This is a genomic window from Streptomyces sp. NPDC046831, assembly GCF_040645305.1.
Lineage (GTDB): Bacteria > Actinomycetota > Actinomycetes > Streptomycetales > Streptomycetaceae > Streptomyces.
Genome location: NZ_JBEYXZ010000021.1, coordinates 1 through 14,943 on the forward strand (window position 1 = coordinate 1; position 14,943 = coordinate 14,943).

Below are 14,943 nucleotides of genomic sequence, written 5' to 3' on the forward strand. Positions count from 1 at the left end.
CATTCCTGGGTATCCCTGCGCCGTCCGCTCGTGATCGGCCCCGCCCCTGCGTCCCGTTTCCGGCCGTGGGCGGCTGCGGGCGCGTGCCATGGCGCCATTCCTGGGTATCCCTGCGCCGTCCGCTCGTGATCGGCCCCGCCCCTGCGTCCCCTTCCGGCCGTGGGCGGCTGCGGGCGCGTGCCATGGCGCCATTCCTGGGTATCCCTGCGCCGTCCGCTCGTGATCGGCCCCGCCCCTGCGTCCCGTTTCCGGCCGTGGGCGGCTGCGGGCGTGTGTGGAGCCGTCTTTGTGGCTTCGCTTGTGGCCTCCGGTTGCGGTTTGCGGGGCCGGGGGTGGTGTTCTTACTGGCAGCCGCAGGTCGACAGGGCTGTGGCTGTGCGGTCCAGGGCCGACTGGGCCGCGGACGGGTCGGTCGTGCCGTCGGTGAGGAAGGCGAAGGCCAGGAGGCGGCCGTCGCGGTCGACGACCGTGCCCGCCAGGGTGTTGACGCCCGTCAGGGTGCCGGTCTTCGCCCGTACGAGGCCCGCCGCGCCGTCCGCGTAGCGGCCGCTGAGGGTGCCGGTGAAGCCGGCGACCGGGAGGCCGGTGAGGGCGGGGCGGAGGTCGGGGGAGGCCGGATCGGCGGCCTTGGTCAGCAGGGACGTGAGGAGGTCCGCGCTGAGTCTGTCGGTGCGGTCCAGGCCGCTGCCGTCGTGGAAGGCGGCGCCGGCGACCGGGAGGCCGAGCTTCTTCAGCTGGGCGGCGATCGCCGCGGCGCCGCCCGCGAAGTCCGCCCGTCCGCCCGTTCCCAGGGCCGTCTGGCGGGCCAGGGCCTCGGCGATGTCGTTGTCGCTGTGGGTGAGCATGCGCTCGACCAGGGCCGACAGCGGGGGTGAGGAGACGGTCGCGAGGGTCTGCGCGCGGCGCGTGGCCTTGGAGGGGCCGGGGGCCGTGGCCGTGACGCCGTGGCTCTTCAGGAGGTCCGCGAAGGCGCGGGCCGTGGCGGCGGCCGGGTCCGCCGCCCGGGGGGCCGGGCCGCTCGTGGAGGCGTCGGTGCGGGCCTCGTCGGTCATCAGGGCGGTGACCGGGGCGAGGTTCTCGTTGACGCCGATCGGGTGAAGTTCGGGGCCGGCGTAGAGGGCCGTGTCGTAGGAGAGCGTGACCTTGGTCAGCCCGCGTTTGCGCAGGGCGGCGGCCGTGTCGTCGGCGAGGGTGCGCAGGCTGGCCCAGCCGCCGGCGTCCGGGCGGGCGGTGAGGGTGGGGTCCCCGCCGCCGACCAGGACCAGTTCCCGGGTGTCGGGCTCCAGGGCGGCGCGGGTGGTGAGGCGGTGGTCGGCGCCGAGGGCGGAGAGCGCCGCGACGGCGGTGGCGATCTTCGTGGTGGAGGCGGGAGTGAGCGTGTCGCCGGCGTCCCGGCCGTACACACGGCGGCCGCTGGCGACGTCGACGACCGCGGCCGAGCGGCGGGTGCCGAGCGCGGAGACGTCCAGGAGCGGGTCCAGGACATCGGCGAGGGCCGGTCCGGTGGGCGCCGTGCCGGCGGTGCCGCCGACGCCCGCCAGGACGGTCGCGGCGCTCGGCGCCGGGCGCGGGGTGTCCGCCGTCACGGAGCCGTCGCCGTGATCTGTGCCACCCGTGCGCCCCAGGGCGGCCGCCCGCTCGCGCTCGGCCGTACGCTGGCCGGAGGAGTCCCAGGGGCCGGCGGCGGTCACCACGGCGGCGGCGAGCGCCAGCCCGGCCGTGGCGGCGCCGGCGGTGTACTGCCAGGTCCTCGGTACCCGCGTGAGCCGTACGACCCGCGCGGCCCGGGCGAGACGCGGCCGTGCGGCGCGCCCGAGACGCGCCAAGCGCGGTCTCGCGGCCCGCCAGACCCTCAGCTCCGGCACGACCACCAGCCCCTTTCGCGATCACACACGTGCGTGAGGGACACTTAACCACCAGAACTATGTGCTGATCATGGAGGAGCCACCGGTGGAGTTCGACGTCACGATCGAGATCCCGAAGGGTTCGCGGAACAAGTACGAGGTGGACCACGAGACCGGTCGTATCCGCCTGGACCGCCGACTCTTCACCTCGACCAGCTACCCGGCGGACTACGGCTTCGTCGAGAACACCCTCGGCGAGGACGGCGACCCGCTGGACGCCCTGGTCATCCTGGACGAGCCGACGTTCCCCGGCTGCCTCATCAAGTGCCGCACCATCGGCATGTTCCGCATGACGGACGAGGCCGGCGGCGACGACAAGCTGCTGTGCGTGCCCGCGTCCGACCCGCGCGTGGAGCACCTGCGGGACATCCACCACGTGTCGGAGTTCGACCGCCTGGAGATCCAGCACTTCTTCGAGGTCTACAAGGACCTCGAGCCCGGCAAGTCGGTGGAGGGCGCCAACTGGGTCGGCCGCTCCGACGCCGAGGCCGAGATCGAGCGGTCCATCAAGCGGTTCCAGGAGCACGGCGGTCACTGACCGCTTGTGGGGCCGGTGCTCAGGCCGGATCCCCCGCGGGCCGCGCGACCTCTGCCGGGGTGGCGCGGCCCGTCCGCGTGTCGGCGCGCATACTGAGAGTTACGAAAGGTGTCGTTCAGGGAGCGTTGCTCAGTGACGGATGCGGAGGACCGCAAGCCGCAGTCGGACGAGGTACGGAGCACGTTCAGGGCGCCCGTGGCCGTGTCGACGGGCCCGGTGGGCGACAGCGAGTCGTCCACGACCTCGGAGTTCGCGATCCCGCGGGGCCTGGCCGTGTCCAGGGGCGGGAGCGAGTCGGAGACCACGTCGGAGTTCGCCGTCCCGGCGGGGCTCGGCGTGCCGCACCAGGCCCAGGGCGCGGAACCCGAGGGTTCCGCCTTCAGCCTGCCGAGGACCTACACCTCGCGCCAGGCCCCGCCCGCCTTCACCCCGCCCAACGGCATCCCCCTGGTCAGCCTGACCAAGGACGTGCCCTGGCAGGACCGGATGCGCACGATGCTGCGCATGTCGGTGACGGAGCGGCCGGCGCCCGAGCCGCCGCCGAAGAGCGAGGAGGGCGGCCCCGCCGTCCCCCGCGTGCTCGACCTCACCCTGCGTATCGGCGAGCTGCTGCTCGCCGGTGGTGAGGGCGCCGAGGACGTGGAGGCGGCGATGTTCGCGGTCTGCCGGTCCTACGGACTGGACCGCTGCGAGCCGAACGTCACCTTCACCCTGCTGTCGATCTCGTACCAGCCGTCCCTCGTCGACGACCCCGTCTCGGCGTCGCGGACGGTGCGGCGCCGGGGCACCGACTACACGCGGCTGTCGGCCGTCTTCCGGCTCGTCGACGACCTGAGCGACCCGGAGACCCATCTCTCCCTCGAGGAGGCCTACCGGAGGCTCGCGGAGATCCGCCGCAACCGGCACCCCTATCCCGGCTGGGCACTGACCGCGGCCGCCGGACTGCTCGCCGGCGCGGCGTCCGTGCTCGTCGGCGGTGGCCTGCTGGTCTTCGTCGCGGCCGCGCTCGGCGCGATGCTCGGCGACCGGCTGGCGTGGCTGTGCGCGGGACGCGGGCTGCCGGAGTTCTACCAGTTCACGGTCGCCGCGATGCCGCCGGCCGCGCTGGGCGTGGCGCTCACCGTCGCGAACGTCGACGTGAACGCCTCCGCGGTGATCACCGGTGGGCTGTTCGCGCTGCTGCCGGGACGGGCCCTGGTGGCCGGCGTGCAGGACGGGCTGACGGGCTTCTACATCACCGCCTCCGCGCGCCTGCTGGAGGTCATGTACTTCTTCGTCGGCATCGTCACCGGCGTGCTGGTGGTGCTGTACTTCGGCGTGAAGCTCGGCGCGGAGCTCAACCCGGACGCGGCGCTGGGCATCAGCGAACGGCCGCTGCTGCAGATCTGCGCGTCGATGCTGCTGTCGCTGACGTTCGCGGTGCTGCTCCAGCAGGAGCGCTCCACCGTGCTCGCGGTGACGCTGAACGGCGGCGTCGCGTGGTCGGTGTACGGCGCGATGCACTACGCCGGCGGCCTCTCGCCGGTCGCCTCCACCGCGGTCGCCGCGGGGCTGGTCGGACTGTTCGGGCAGCTGCTGTCCCGCTACCGGTTCGCGTCCGCGCTGCCGTACACCACGGCCGCGATCGGGCCGCTGCTGCCGGGTTCCGCGACCTACTTCGGTCTGCTGTCCATCGCGCAGAACAACATCGACAAGGGGCTGGTCTCCCTGGCGAAGGCGGTGTCGCTCGCCATGGCCATCGCGATCGGGGTGAACCTGGGATCGGAGATCTCGCGGCTGTTCCTGCGGATCGGGTCCCTGCAGAAGCGCCGGGCCGCCAAGCGGACCCGCGGCTTCTGATGCGGCGGGGCGCGCCGCCGCCCGCTCACGGGGCCCGGTAGTAGCCCTGGCCGTGCGGGTACTGGCGCGGGTCCTGCTCCTGCTGCGGGTACTGCTGCGGGTCCGTCGGGTGGGGGTACTGCTGCGGGTCCTGCTGGTACTGGCCGCCGTACTCCTCCGGGCTGCCGTACGGGCCGCCGCCGTACGGGCCCCCGTCCTGCGGCTGCTGGGGGTGCTGGTGCCGCGGGTGCTGCGGCTCCTGCGGGTGCTGCCGGCCGCCGTAGTACTGCTGGTCGTAGCCGTACTGCGGGTGCTGCTGGTGCTGCTGCGGGTACCGGTCGTCGCCGTAGGCCCGGTCCTGGCCCTGGTGGGGCTGGTCCTGGTAGGCCGGCTCGATCCGCCGCAGCCGGGTCGTGGCGTCGTCCAGGACGGGCTGCTGGTGCTGCGCGGGCCGCTGCCGGTCCGGGGCCGGGCCCTCCCCCGGGTTCTTCTTCGCCTTGGACCGGGCCCGCCAGAACTCGATGATGATCGGGACCACCGAGACGAGGACGATCAGGATGAGGATCGCCTCGATGTTGTTCTTCACGAGGGCGATGTTGCCGAGCCAGGAGCCCAGCAGGGTGACGCCCGCGCCCCACAGCACGCCGCCGAGGATGTTGAAGGTCAGGAACGAGCGGTACCGCATGCCGCTGACGCCCGCGATGATCGGCGTGAACGTGCGCACGATGGGCACGAAGCGGGCCAGCACCAGGGACTTGGGGCCGTACTTCTCGAAGAACTCGTGCGCCTTGGTGACGTTCTCCTGCTTGAACAGGCGCGAGTCGGGGCGGCTGAAGAGGGACGGGCCGACCTTCTTGCCGAACATGTAGCCCGCCTGGTCGCCGAGGATCGCGGCCGCGCAGATCAGGGCGATCGCGCCCCACAGCGGGAAGTCGAGCTGGTTGGACGTGATCAGCAGCCCGCAGGTGAACAGCAGGGAGTCACCCGGCAGGAAGAACCCGATGAGCAGACCGGACTCGGCGAAGACGATGAGGAGCAGGCCCCAGAGGCCGAAGGTGTCCAAGAGGTAGTTCGGATCGAGCCAGCTCGGGCCGAGGGCAAGCGTCGTCACGGTTCCGGGCTCCTGAGGGGTGGGAAGGTACGGCGGCGGGTTCACTTCCGGTGCTGCCGCCCAAAGCTATCAACGCCTCGTGACCACCCCGGGTTCCACGGGGCCGGCCGGACGCCCGGCGGGCCCCCGTGGGGGCCGGCCCGGCCGGACGCCGTGCCGGCCCGGGCCCTCAGGAGTGCCGTGCGGCGTTCGCGAGGATCGCCTCCCTCAGGTGCTCGGCGAGCCCCGGCCGCAGCGCGTCGTAGTACGCCTTGAAGCGCTCGTCGGCGACGTACATCTCCGCCAGGCCCTGGTGCAGCTCGTAGGAGCAGTCGTAGAACCACGCGCGGATGTGCTGCCGGTGCTCCTCGGCCAGGTCCATGGCCGCCTCCCCGGCCGGCGGCTCCCCGGCGTCCACCAGGGCGCCGTAGCGCTCGCCCCAGGCGTCGGCCTCGGCCCGCATCCGCTTCCAGTCGTCCTTGGTGTACCGGGCGGCCCGGCGCTGCGACTCGGCGTACTGCGCCGTGCCGCCCCAGCGCTGCTCGGCCTCCTCCGCGTACTGCTCGGGGTCCTGGTCGCCGAAGACCTCGAACCTCTCCTCCGGCGTGAGATCGATGCCCATCCTGCGTGCCTCCATGGCGTGCTCCACGGCCGCGGCCATCCTCTGCAGCCTCTCGATCCGGGCGGTCAGCAGCTCGTGCCGGCGGCGCAGGTGCGCGCGCGGGTCCGCATGGGGATCGTCGAGGAGGACCGCGACCTCCTCGAGCGGGAAGCCGAGCTCCCGGTAGAACAGGATCCGCTGCAGCCGGTCGAGGTCGGCGTCGCCGTAGCGCCGGTGACCCGCGTGGCTGCGTCCGCTCGGGACGAGCAGGCCGATGTCGTCGTAGTGGTGCAGCGTGCGCACCGTGACCCCGGCGAAGGCGGCGACCTCTCCCACGGAGTAGCCCACTTCCGCTCCCTTCTTCTCGTGCGCTCCCCAGGCTGCCGCCTCACGCCGCGTGAGGTGCAAGCACACGGCCCCGCCGCGTCCGGGCGGAGATCCTTCCGGATGTTGTGTCGCTTTTATCCGCTTATCGTGAGCCCGTGGCCCAGGACACCGCAGAGCCGACCAGCGGCGCTCCTGTCCGAGGTGGGCGAGCCGGCCGCCCGCCCCGACGGCTGGTCGGCGGGGCAGTTCGCGACGATGGCGGTGGTCAAGCTCGCCGCGCTGGTCGTCGCCGCGTCCTGCGGCTTCCGCGACGGGCGGATCTTCCCGGCCGTCTTCGTCGGCGCCGCCCTCGGCCTGTGCGCGCACCGCGCGTGCCCGCGGTGCAGCCGGCTGCGGGAGTGCCGGCGGGCGTGCCGGGGATGCTGCCGGCCGTCACCCGGCAGGGCTGGATCAGCCTCCTCACGGCCGTCGTCCTGGTGTCCTCGCCGACGGGCCTCACCCTGCTCCGCGCGGCCACGCTCCCGGCCTGGCTGCCGGTGACCGGCGGCCGCGGACGCGACTGCGGAAGGACGGTACGGCGATGCGCTGACGGCTCGGCAGCCCCCGACCCTTCACCTGCCCCGCACTCCCGCCCCTTCAGGGACCCCTCGGGCACCCCGCTACCCCCCACCCCGTCAGGCACCCGCCCCGGAACCTCCAGGAGGCCCCCATGCCACTCCACGAAGGCCGCCGCACGCCCGACGAGCCCCCGCGGTCCGTCAACCCCTTCTACGCCGAGGCGAACCCGGTCGGCACCATGACCGAGGCCCCGCCCAAGGACCGGCTGCCGGACGCCCCGCTGGCGCCCACCACGGCGTACCAGCTGGTGCACGACGAACTCATGCTGGACGGCAACGCCCGGCTGAACCTGGCCACGTTCGTCACCACGTGGATGGAACCGCAGGCCGGGCAGCTCATGGGAGAGTGCCGCGACAAGAACATGATCGACAAGGACGAGTACCCGCGCACCGCCGAACTGGAGCGGCGCTGCGTGTCGATGCTCGCCGACCTGTGGAACACGCCGGACCAGGCCGCCGCCGTGGGCTGCTCCACGACGGGCTCGAGCGAGGCCTGCATGCTCGCCGGGATGGCGCTCAAGCGGCGGTGGGCGCGGCGCAACTCCGACCGGTATCCCAGCCGGGACGCCCGCCCCAACCTGGTCATGGGCATCAACGTCCAGGTCTGCTGGGAGAAGTTCTGCAACTTCTGGGAGGTGGAGGCCCGCCAGGTTCCCATGGAGGGCGAGCGGTACCACCTCGACCCGCAGGCCGCCGCCGAGCTGTGCGACGAGAACACCATCGGGGCCGTCGCCGTCCTCGGCTCCACCTTCGACGGCTCCTACGAGCCGGTCGCGGACCTGTGCGCGGCCCTGGACGCCCTGCAGGAGCGGACGGGCCTCGACGTCCCGGTGCACGTGGACGGGGCCTCCGGCGCCATGATCGCCCCCTTCCTCGACGAGGACCTGGTGTGGGACTTCCGCCTGCCGCGCGTGGCCTCGATCAACACCTCGGGGCACAAGTACGGCCTGGTCTACCCGGGCGTCGGCTGGGCCCTGTGGCGCGATCACGAGGCCCTGCCCGAGGAGCTCGTCTCCCGCGTCAACTACCTCGGCGGCGACATGCCGACCTTCGCGCTCAACTTCTCCCGGCCGGGCTCCCAGGTCGTCGCGCAGTACTACACCTTCCTGCGGCTGGGCCGCGAGGGCTACCGGCTGGTGCAGCAGTCCACCCGTAACGTGGCCCGGACAGTGGCCGGCCGGATCGGGGCTCTGGGCGACTTCCGCCTGCTCACCCGGGGCGACGAGCTGCCGGTTTTCGCCTTCACCACGGCGCCGGACGTTCAGGCGTTCGACGTGTTCGACGTCTCCCGGCGGCTGCGGGAGAGCGGCTGGCTCGTGCCTGCCTACACCTTCCCGCCCAAGCGCGAGGACCTGGCGGTGCTGCGGGTGGTGTGCCGCAACGGCTTCTCGACCGACCTCGCCGACCTGTTCCTGGAGGACCTGGAGCGGCTGCTGCCCGAACTGCGACGGCAGCCGTACCCGCTGACGCGGGACCGGCAGGCGGCGACCGGCTTCCATCACTGACGGCCGCCGTGCGGTCCGGCCGCCCGCCGGTCCGCCGCCACCGGTACAGGCCAGTGGAGGGCCGGCGCCGAGCCGTCGGGTCGTACGAGGGCGCCGGGCGGGGGCAGGAGCTGGTGCGGCAGCCGGGCGCCCGCCCGGCGTGCTCCTCCGCCGCCGGTCCCGGACGCGCCGTCCGGGACCTGCCCGCCCCGCCCGGCGGCCGTCCGGTCAGGCCCCGGACGTGCCGCCCTGCTCCATCGCCACCAGCTCGAACGCCGTCCTGCCGTCCAGCGACTCGCGGATGATGTCGGCATGGCCCGCGTGCCGGGCCGTCTCGCGGATCAGGTGGAGCACCAGCCAGCGCAGGGAGACCCGCTCGTCCGGCGGGAACCACGGGTCGTTCGGCAGCGCGAACGTGTCGTCGAGACTCGGGGCCGAGCGGATGAAGTCCTCCGTCGCGGCGGCGACCTTCTCCCAGTACGCCAGGTGCGCCTCCACCGTCTCGTCGTCGAGGAGGACGAAGCTCTGGTGCCAGTTCGACTCGTCCCGCCCGGCCGCCGGCGCCTGCCCCCTGGCCCGGGCCAGCCAGCCCTCTTCCGTCTCGGCCAGGTGCTTGACCAGGCCGCCCAGGGACAGCTCACTGGCACAGGGGCGGGAGCGGACCTGCTCCTCGGTCAGTCCGAGCACCGCGCGCCGCACACCGCCGCGCTGCTCCGCGAGGAAGGACAGCAGCGCTCCCCGCTCGTCGCCCCGCGCCTCGGCTCGCACGTGCATGACCATGACCGGCCGCCTTTCGCTCGTCGGATCCGCCGGCGGAGGCCTGCCCTCCGCCCGCCACCGACGACGCTACGGACCCTTGCGGTCAGGTGCTGTCCGCAAGGGCCCGGCGTCCACCCCTACGGGGGGACTCAGAACGGGAACCGGCTGCGTCCGTGCTGCACGGAGATCCACTTGACGGTGGTGAAGGCGTCCACGGTCTCCTCACCGTTCAGCCGGCCGACGCCGGAGTGCTTTTCACCGCCGAAGGGGACGAGCGGCTCGTCGTGGACGGTGCCGTCGTTCACGTGGAACATGCCGGTGTCGATCCGCTGGGCGAAGCGCACGCCGCGCTCCACGTCACCGGTGTGGACCGCGCCGCTCAGGCCGTACGGGGTGTCGTTGACGATCCGCACCGCCTCCTCCTCGCCGTCGAACGGGACGAGGAAGGCGACCGGGCCGAAGACCTCCTGCCGGAGCAGCGCCGAGTCGGCGGGGACGTCCGTCAGCACGGACGGCTCGACCAGGTTGTCGGTGGCCGTCCCGCGTACCAGGGCGGTCGCCCCCTCGGCGACGGCCTGCTCCACGACGGCCGTCAGGGCGTCCGCCTGCGAGGAGTTGATCACCGGGCCGATGACGGTCTCCGGGTCGCGCGGGTCGCCGACCTTCAGCGACCTGACCTTGGCGACGAACTTCTCGGTGAACTCCCCGGCCACCGAGCGGTCCACCAGGATGCGGTTGGCGGCCATGCAGACCTGGCCCTGGTGCACGTACCGGCTGAAGACGGCGGCGTCCACCGCGTAGTCGAGGTCGGCGTCGTCGAGGACCACCAGGGCGCTGTTGCCGCCGAGCTCGAGCACCGAGCGCTTGAAGTGGGAGGCGCAGACGGTGGCGACGTGCCGGCCGACCTGGTCGGAGCCGGTGAAGGAGATGACCTTGGGGACGGGGTGTTCGAGGAAGGCGTCACCGATCTCCGCTATGTCGGTGATGACGACGTTGAGCAGGCCGCCGGGCAGACCCGCGTCCTCGAAGATCTTCGCCACCAGGGAGCCACCCGTGATCGGGGTGTTCTGGTGCGGCTTGAGCACCACGCCGTTGCCGACGGCGAGAGCCGGCGCGACCGACTTGACCGACAGCAGGAAGGGGAAGTTGAAGGGGCTGATCACGCCGACGACACCGACGGGGACGCGGTAGACGCGGTTCTCCTTGCCGTCGGACGGGGACGGCAGGATCCGGCCCTCGGGGCGCAGCGCCAGGTGGACCGACTCGCGCAGGAACTCCTTGACGAGGTGGAGCTCGAACCCGGCCTTCGTGCGCGTGCCGCCCAGTTCGGCGATGATCACCTCGGCGATCTCCTGCTCGCGCTCCTCGACCAGGCGCAGCGCCTTCTCGAACACCGCGCGGCGGGCGTAGGGGTTCGTCGCCGCCCACTGCTTCTGCGCGCGGGCGGCGGCACGGTAGGCCTGATCCACCTCGTCGACCGTGGCTATCGTGATCGAGGCCAGCTTCTCGCCGTCGTACGGGTTGAAGTCGATGATGTCCCAGGACCCGCTGCCCGGGCGCCACTCGCCGTCGATGTACTGCTGGGCCAGGTCGGTGAAGTACGACGACATGTGATCCTCAATCCCCCTGCCGCGAGGCGGGCGAAGCAGTCGGAGCAGACACCCGATCGACGCCCGATCGCTTCCTGGTCTGATGTGACGTCATCGTACGTCTGTTTGTGACCAGTTGAGGTGGCAGTCCGGCCATCGGCCGGACGCGGGCGGACACAGGAGACCAGGGGACGCCTCCCGTTCCGGCCGCGGCCGCTACGTCAGCTGCAGCAGCCCCCGCAGCAGGTCCCGGCTCCCGTCCGGCCCCGGGCTGTCCCGCTGCAGTTCCTTCAGCGCCTTCTCGTACTGGGCGACGTCCTCCCTCTTGTCCAGGTAGAGGGCGCTGGTGAGCTGCTCCAGGTAGACCACGTCCGACAGGTCGGACTCCGGGAAGCTGAGGATGGTGAAGGCGCCGGACTCCCCGGAGTGCCCGCCGAAGCTGAACGGCATGACCTGCAGCCGCACGTTGGGCCGCTCGGACATCTCGATCAGGTGCTGGAACTGGCCGCGCATGACCTCGCGGTCACCGTAGGGCCGGCGCAGGGCGGCCTCGTCGAGGACGATGTGGAAGTCGGGCGCGTTCTCGGCGACGAGGTACTTCTGCCGCTCCAGGCGCAGCGCCACGCGCCGCTCCACGTCGGCCTCGCTCGCGCCCTGCATGCCGCGCCTGACCACCGCGCGGGCGTACTCCTCGGTCTGCAGCAGGCCGTGGACGAACTGCACCTCGTAGGCGCGGATCAGGGAGGCGGCGCCCTCCAGCCCCACGTAGGTGGGGAACCAGCTGGGCAGGACGTCGGAGTAACTGTGCCACCAGCCCGCGACGTTGGCCTCCTTGGCAAGGGACAGCAGAGAGGTCCGCTCCGCCTCGTCCGTGATGCCGTACAGCGTCAACAGGTCTTCCACGTCTCTCGTCTTGAAGCTCACCCGGCCCAGCTCCATCCGGCTGATCTTCGACTCCGAGGCGCGGATCGAGTAGCCCGCCGCCTCGCGTGTGATCCCCCGGGCCTCGCGCAGCCGCCTGAGTTGCGAGCCGAGCAGCATGCGCCGCACCACCGATCCGGGCTCTCCCGCGCTCACGTTCGCCAGCCTCCCCAAGTTTCAGACGCCGCAGTCTGCCACTAAAACACTTCAAGCTGTACTCGCGCGATTACGGAGACGGAAAGAGATCGAAGGAAGCGACACAGGTCTGGACAAGGGAACCGCAAGCGGAGGGCCAGAAGATGGCAGAAAAAATGGCCAGTAAGCGGTACGGGACCGTCCAATTCGGTCGCGTGCACGTGCATCTGCCCTTGCATCTGCTGTACGCATCCGAAACCATGGGGCCGCGCCACCGCTGCATCGCTACGACCGCGGATTACCGGGAGTGCCTCGCATGGGGACGAATGGATCGACCATGCTCGAGCCGTTACGGCAGGGCCCTCCGCCGCTGGACCCCGCGGCCGTGTCCAACGCCGCCTCCTGTGCCCTGCCGGCCCGCTACGAGGCGGTGGGCGAGGCCCGGCGGTTCACGCGCGGCGCACTCGAGCACTGGGAGACGGGCGACCGTTTCGACGACATCTGCCTCGTCGTCTCCGAACTGGTCACCAACGCCCTGCGGCACGGCCTGCCCCTCGACCACCGGCAATCCGGGCACGAGGCCCACCGGTCCCCGTCGTACGACGCGACGGGGACCGCGCGCAACCGCGCAGAGGACCCGCCGGTGCGGCTGCACCTGATGCGGTGCGCCGGACGTGTGGTGTGCGCGGTGCGGGACCCCAGTCACGACACCCCGGTCGCCGGCGACACGGACGACTGCGCGGCGGAGTCCGGCCGCGGCCTGTTCCTCGTCGAGTCCTTCAGCGACAGCTGGGGCTGGCACCCGCTCGACGGAGCGGTGGGCGGCAAGGTCGTGTGGGCGCTGTTCCGGCTGGAGAACACCGGCTGAGGGAGCGCGAGTCCTGTCACGCCCTGGTTCTACGCGCGTCGCGGGCCGTCGCGGGCCGGTTACTTTCCGTCACCCGTCCTGCGCCGGCCGCGGCCCGTTCAGCCGACGACCAGGTGGTCGAACTCGCCGTCCTTGACGCCCAGCAGCATGGCCTCGATCTCGGCGCGCGTGTAGACGAGCGCGGGACCGTCCGGGAAGCGGGAGTTGCGCACGGCCACGTCCCCTCCCGGCAGGCGCGCGAACTCCACGCACGAGCCCTGCGAGTTGCTGTGCCGGCTCTTCTGCCAGGCCACTCCGCGCAGCCGCGTGGCCGCCATGCCGTTGTACACGTCGCACTCCCCGTACACGCCCTCAGCGTCGTGGTCCACAGGTCGCTCCCCGATGGTGCACTGGCTGGTGTGGCCATTGATGCATTGGTCAACTGACCCGGATCATAGCTCTGTTTCCCGTGCAGCTGCGTGAGCAAATGCACGTGCACGGGCGGTGGCCCCGTGGTTACGGCTGTGACGTCCGCCGTATCCGAAGTGCTCAGCGGCTGCCCTGAAAGCCGCAGGACATGCGGCGGCCGCCACGCGGCCACAACCGTGCCGCCCGTGGATCGCCCCGGATCGCGCCGGATCCCGCCGACCCAATCCTTCGCGCGTAAGAAAAGACGCGCGCCGGGGGTCCGGTGTTCCGTGATTCAGATAACGGTCCGGCGTGACGTCCCCCGCGACGGGACCGCTGTGCTCCGGGCCGACCCGCTGGTAGCTTGCTGCGGTCGTTCCGCCCGTCGGTCGACGGGCCGCGGCGCGGGCGCACCGGCCCGGTCCATCGGTCCATCGGTCCATCGGTCCATCGGTCCATCGGTCCATCGGTCCATCGGTCCATCGGTCCATCGGCTACAGCTTGGGAGCTACCAGTGACTTCGGCGACCCTCTCGCGCGCCGCCCGTACGGCGACGCGCCGGCGCGTGCGGATCGCGGCCGCGGCGGCCTTCCTGGCGGGCGCGCTCTCGCTGACCGCGTGCAGCGGCGGCGACGGCTCGGACGACGGCGCCGCCGCCTCCTCGACGGCTTCCGCCACCACGTCCCCGACGGCGACGGCCGGCACGGGTGACGGCCCGGGCGGCCCGTCGGCCGACGCGGGCGGTCTGGCGGGCAGTTGGCTCGCCACCACCGGGGGCAAGGCGGTGGTGCTGGTGGTCAACGGCAGCCAGGCCGGGCTCTTCACGACCGGGAAGACCGTGTGCAGCGGGACGGCGGGTGAGCAGTCCGGGCAGCGGACGATCCGCCTGAAGTGCAACAACGGGGACGAGGACCGCACGGCCGGCGTGGTCGACTCCGTCAACAAGACCACGCTGGAGGTCACTTGGCAGGGTGGTCTGGGCAAGGAGACGTACACGCGGTCGGAAGGCGGCACGCTGCCGCCCGGCCTGCCCACGGCAAGTCTCGGCTCCTGAATACCACTCAGGTTCGTTGAGGCCCGCCGAGGTCCTCTGAGCTCCGCTGAGCTTCGCACGGGGCGCGGGTCGCGGTTCTTGGCGGCGCCCGCGCGCCGCGTACGCCTCTTCCGCGCCCGGCCGCCCCTGCGTCCTGCGCGCCGTCCGCGCGGTTCGGCAACCGGGCGGCCGCCGAATACGTGATGATCCTTGAGCATCGTCACGACCCCAAGGAACCACCTCATGCGCGCCATTCCGCTCACCGTCACCGCGCTCGCCGCGGCCGTCCTCCTCACCGGCTGCGGCAGCGACGGCGGCAGCGACTCCGCCGACAAGAAGAACCACGACGACACGGCCTGCCGGCTCGGCGGTGTCTCGGTGCAGGTCGGCCCCGCCAACGCCGCGCCCGCCGCCGGGGACACCGGCGACGTGCCCGTCACGATCAGCAACCGCGGCGCCGAGTGCACGCTGGAGGGGTTCCCGGGGGTGACCCTGTCCGCTGGCGGCGCCTCCGCGACCGTGTCGGCGCAGCAGGCCGGTACGCCGCAGAAGCTGACGCTCGCCAAGGACGGCACGGCCTCCTTCACCCTCACCTACGTGCGCGGCGCGGAGGGCGACGCCAAGAGCCTCGGCGCCACGAAGCTGCGGCTTGCCCTGCCCGGCGCCACGGACTCGAAGAGCTTCCCCTGGTCCTACGGCCCGGTGCGGGGCAAGAAGGACGCCCACGACCCGGAGGCGTCCGTCACCGCCTTCCAGCAGGCCGGCGACTGACCTCCGACGGCCGGGCCGGGGCACCGGCGGGTTCCCGGAACCATCGGGTCGCGGAAGCGGCGGGTCGCGGAGGCGGTAGGTCGCGGAGCCATCGGGGTCGC

General features: G+C 72.3%; 13 protein-coding genes and 1 pseudogene. 7 read left to right on the top strand and 7 right to left on the bottom strand.

The genetic code is table 11. From position 1 onward, the window contains the following. Positions 1 to 341: 341 nt before the first annotated feature. Complete coding sequence (gene dacB, locus ABZ920_RS18905; protein WP_361505807.1) at positions 342 to 1,871, bottom strand: D-alanyl-D-alanine carboxypeptidase/D-alanyl-D-alanine-endopeptidase; 1,530 nt, start codon at positions 1,869 to 1,871, stop codon at positions 342 to 344. Positions 1,872 to 1,950: 79 nt separating this feature from the next. Between dacB and ABZ920_RS18910 the strand changes: the two genes are divergently transcribed. Together ABZ920_RS18910 and ABZ920_RS18915 are read left to right on the top strand one after the other, a co-directional pair. Then, positions 1,951 to 2,442, top strand: coding sequence for an inorganic diphosphatase (locus tag ABZ920_RS18910; protein WP_361506043.1), 492 nt, complete (start codon positions 1,951 to 1,953; stop codon positions 2,440 to 2,442). 132 nt (positions 2,443 to 2,574) lie between these two features. Then, positions 2,575 to 4,281, top strand: a complete 1,707-nt coding sequence (locus ABZ920_RS18915; protein ID WP_361505810.1) for a threonine/serine exporter family protein — start codon at positions 2,575 to 2,577, stop codon at positions 4,279 to 4,281. A 25-nt stretch (positions 4,282 to 4,306) separates the two neighbouring features. On the opposite strand, the gene ABZ920_RS18920 is transcribed toward ABZ920_RS18915, so the two are convergent. Together ABZ920_RS18920 and ABZ920_RS18925 are read right to left on the bottom strand one after the other, a co-directional pair. Beyond that, a complete protein-coding gene (locus ABZ920_RS18920) occupies positions 4,307 to 5,371 on the bottom strand; it encodes a VTT domain-containing protein (RefSeq protein WP_361505813.1) in 1,065 nt (354 codons plus the stop codon). Between the two features lie 169 nt (positions 5,372 to 5,540). Next, positions 5,541 to 6,299 carry a MerR family transcriptional regulator gene (locus tag ABZ920_RS18925; protein WP_361505816.1) on the bottom strand — a complete coding sequence of 253 codons (759 nt, stop codon included), beginning with the start codon at positions 6,297 to 6,299 and terminating at the stop codon, positions 5,541 to 5,543. Between the two features lie 171 nt (positions 6,300 to 6,470). Here ABZ920_RS18925 and ABZ920_RS18930 point away from each other — a divergent pair. Together ABZ920_RS18930 and ABZ920_RS18935 are read left to right on the top strand one after the other, a co-directional pair. Next, positions 6,471 to 6,867 (top strand): annotated as a pseudogene (locus ABZ920_RS18930) (ion channel protein); the annotation flags it as partial. A 120-nt stretch (positions 6,868 to 6,987) separates the two neighbouring features. Beyond that, on the top strand, positions 6,988 to 8,400 hold the full coding sequence (locus ABZ920_RS18935; RefSeq protein ID WP_361505819.1) for a glutamate decarboxylase: 1,413 nt from the start codon (positions 6,988 to 6,990) through the stop codon (positions 8,398 to 8,400). Between the two features lie 207 nt (positions 8,401 to 8,607). On the opposite strand, the gene ABZ920_RS18940 is transcribed toward ABZ920_RS18935, so the two are convergent. From ABZ920_RS18940 to ABZ920_RS18950, 3 genes are all read right to left on the bottom strand, one after another. After that, the gene (locus ABZ920_RS18940; RefSeq protein WP_361505822.1) at positions 8,608 to 9,159 is read right to left on the bottom strand and encodes a DinB family protein; all 552 of its coding nucleotides are present in this window, start codon (positions 9,157 to 9,159) and stop codon (positions 8,608 to 8,610) included. A gap of 128 nt (positions 9,160 to 9,287) precedes the next feature. Then, positions 9,288 to 10,748 carry an aldehyde dehydrogenase family protein gene (locus ABZ920_RS18945; RefSeq protein ID WP_361505825.1) on the bottom strand — a complete coding sequence of 487 codons (1,461 nt, stop codon included), beginning with the start codon at positions 10,746 to 10,748 and terminating at the stop codon, positions 9,288 to 9,290. 195 nt (positions 10,749 to 10,943) lie between these two features. Continuing rightward, the gene (locus ABZ920_RS18950) at positions 10,944 to 11,768 is read right to left on the bottom strand and encodes a helix-turn-helix transcriptional regulator (protein ID WP_361506046.1); all 825 of its coding nucleotides are present in this window, start codon (positions 11,766 to 11,768) and stop codon (positions 10,944 to 10,946) included. A 352-nt stretch (positions 11,769 to 12,120) separates the two neighbouring features. Between ABZ920_RS18950 and ABZ920_RS18955 the strand changes: the two genes are divergently transcribed. Then, positions 12,121 to 12,651, top strand: coding sequence for an ATP-binding protein (locus ABZ920_RS18955; protein ID WP_361505827.1), 531 nt, complete (start codon positions 12,121 to 12,123; stop codon positions 12,649 to 12,651). A gap of 98 nt (positions 12,652 to 12,749) precedes the next feature. Here the strand turns inward: ABZ920_RS18955 and ABZ920_RS18960 are convergent, their stop codons facing one another. Then, positions 12,750 to 12,968 carry a DUF397 domain-containing protein gene (locus ABZ920_RS18960; protein WP_361506049.1) on the bottom strand — a complete coding sequence of 73 codons (219 nt, stop codon included), beginning with the start codon at positions 12,966 to 12,968 and terminating at the stop codon, positions 12,750 to 12,752. Between the two features lie 584 nt (positions 12,969 to 13,552). Between ABZ920_RS18960 and ABZ920_RS18965 the strand changes: the two genes are divergently transcribed. Continuing rightward, positions 13,553 to 14,092: a hypothetical protein gene (locus ABZ920_RS18965; protein ID WP_361505830.1), complete on the top strand. Its 540-nt coding sequence runs from the start codon at positions 13,553 to 13,555 to the stop codon at positions 14,090 to 14,092. A gap of 222 nt (positions 14,093 to 14,314) precedes the next feature. Then, complete coding sequence (locus tag ABZ920_RS18970) at positions 14,315 to 14,842, top strand: DUF4232 domain-containing protein (RefSeq protein WP_361505833.1); 528 nt, start codon at positions 14,315 to 14,317, stop codon at positions 14,840 to 14,842. Positions 14,843 to 14,943 lie beyond the last annotated feature (101 nt).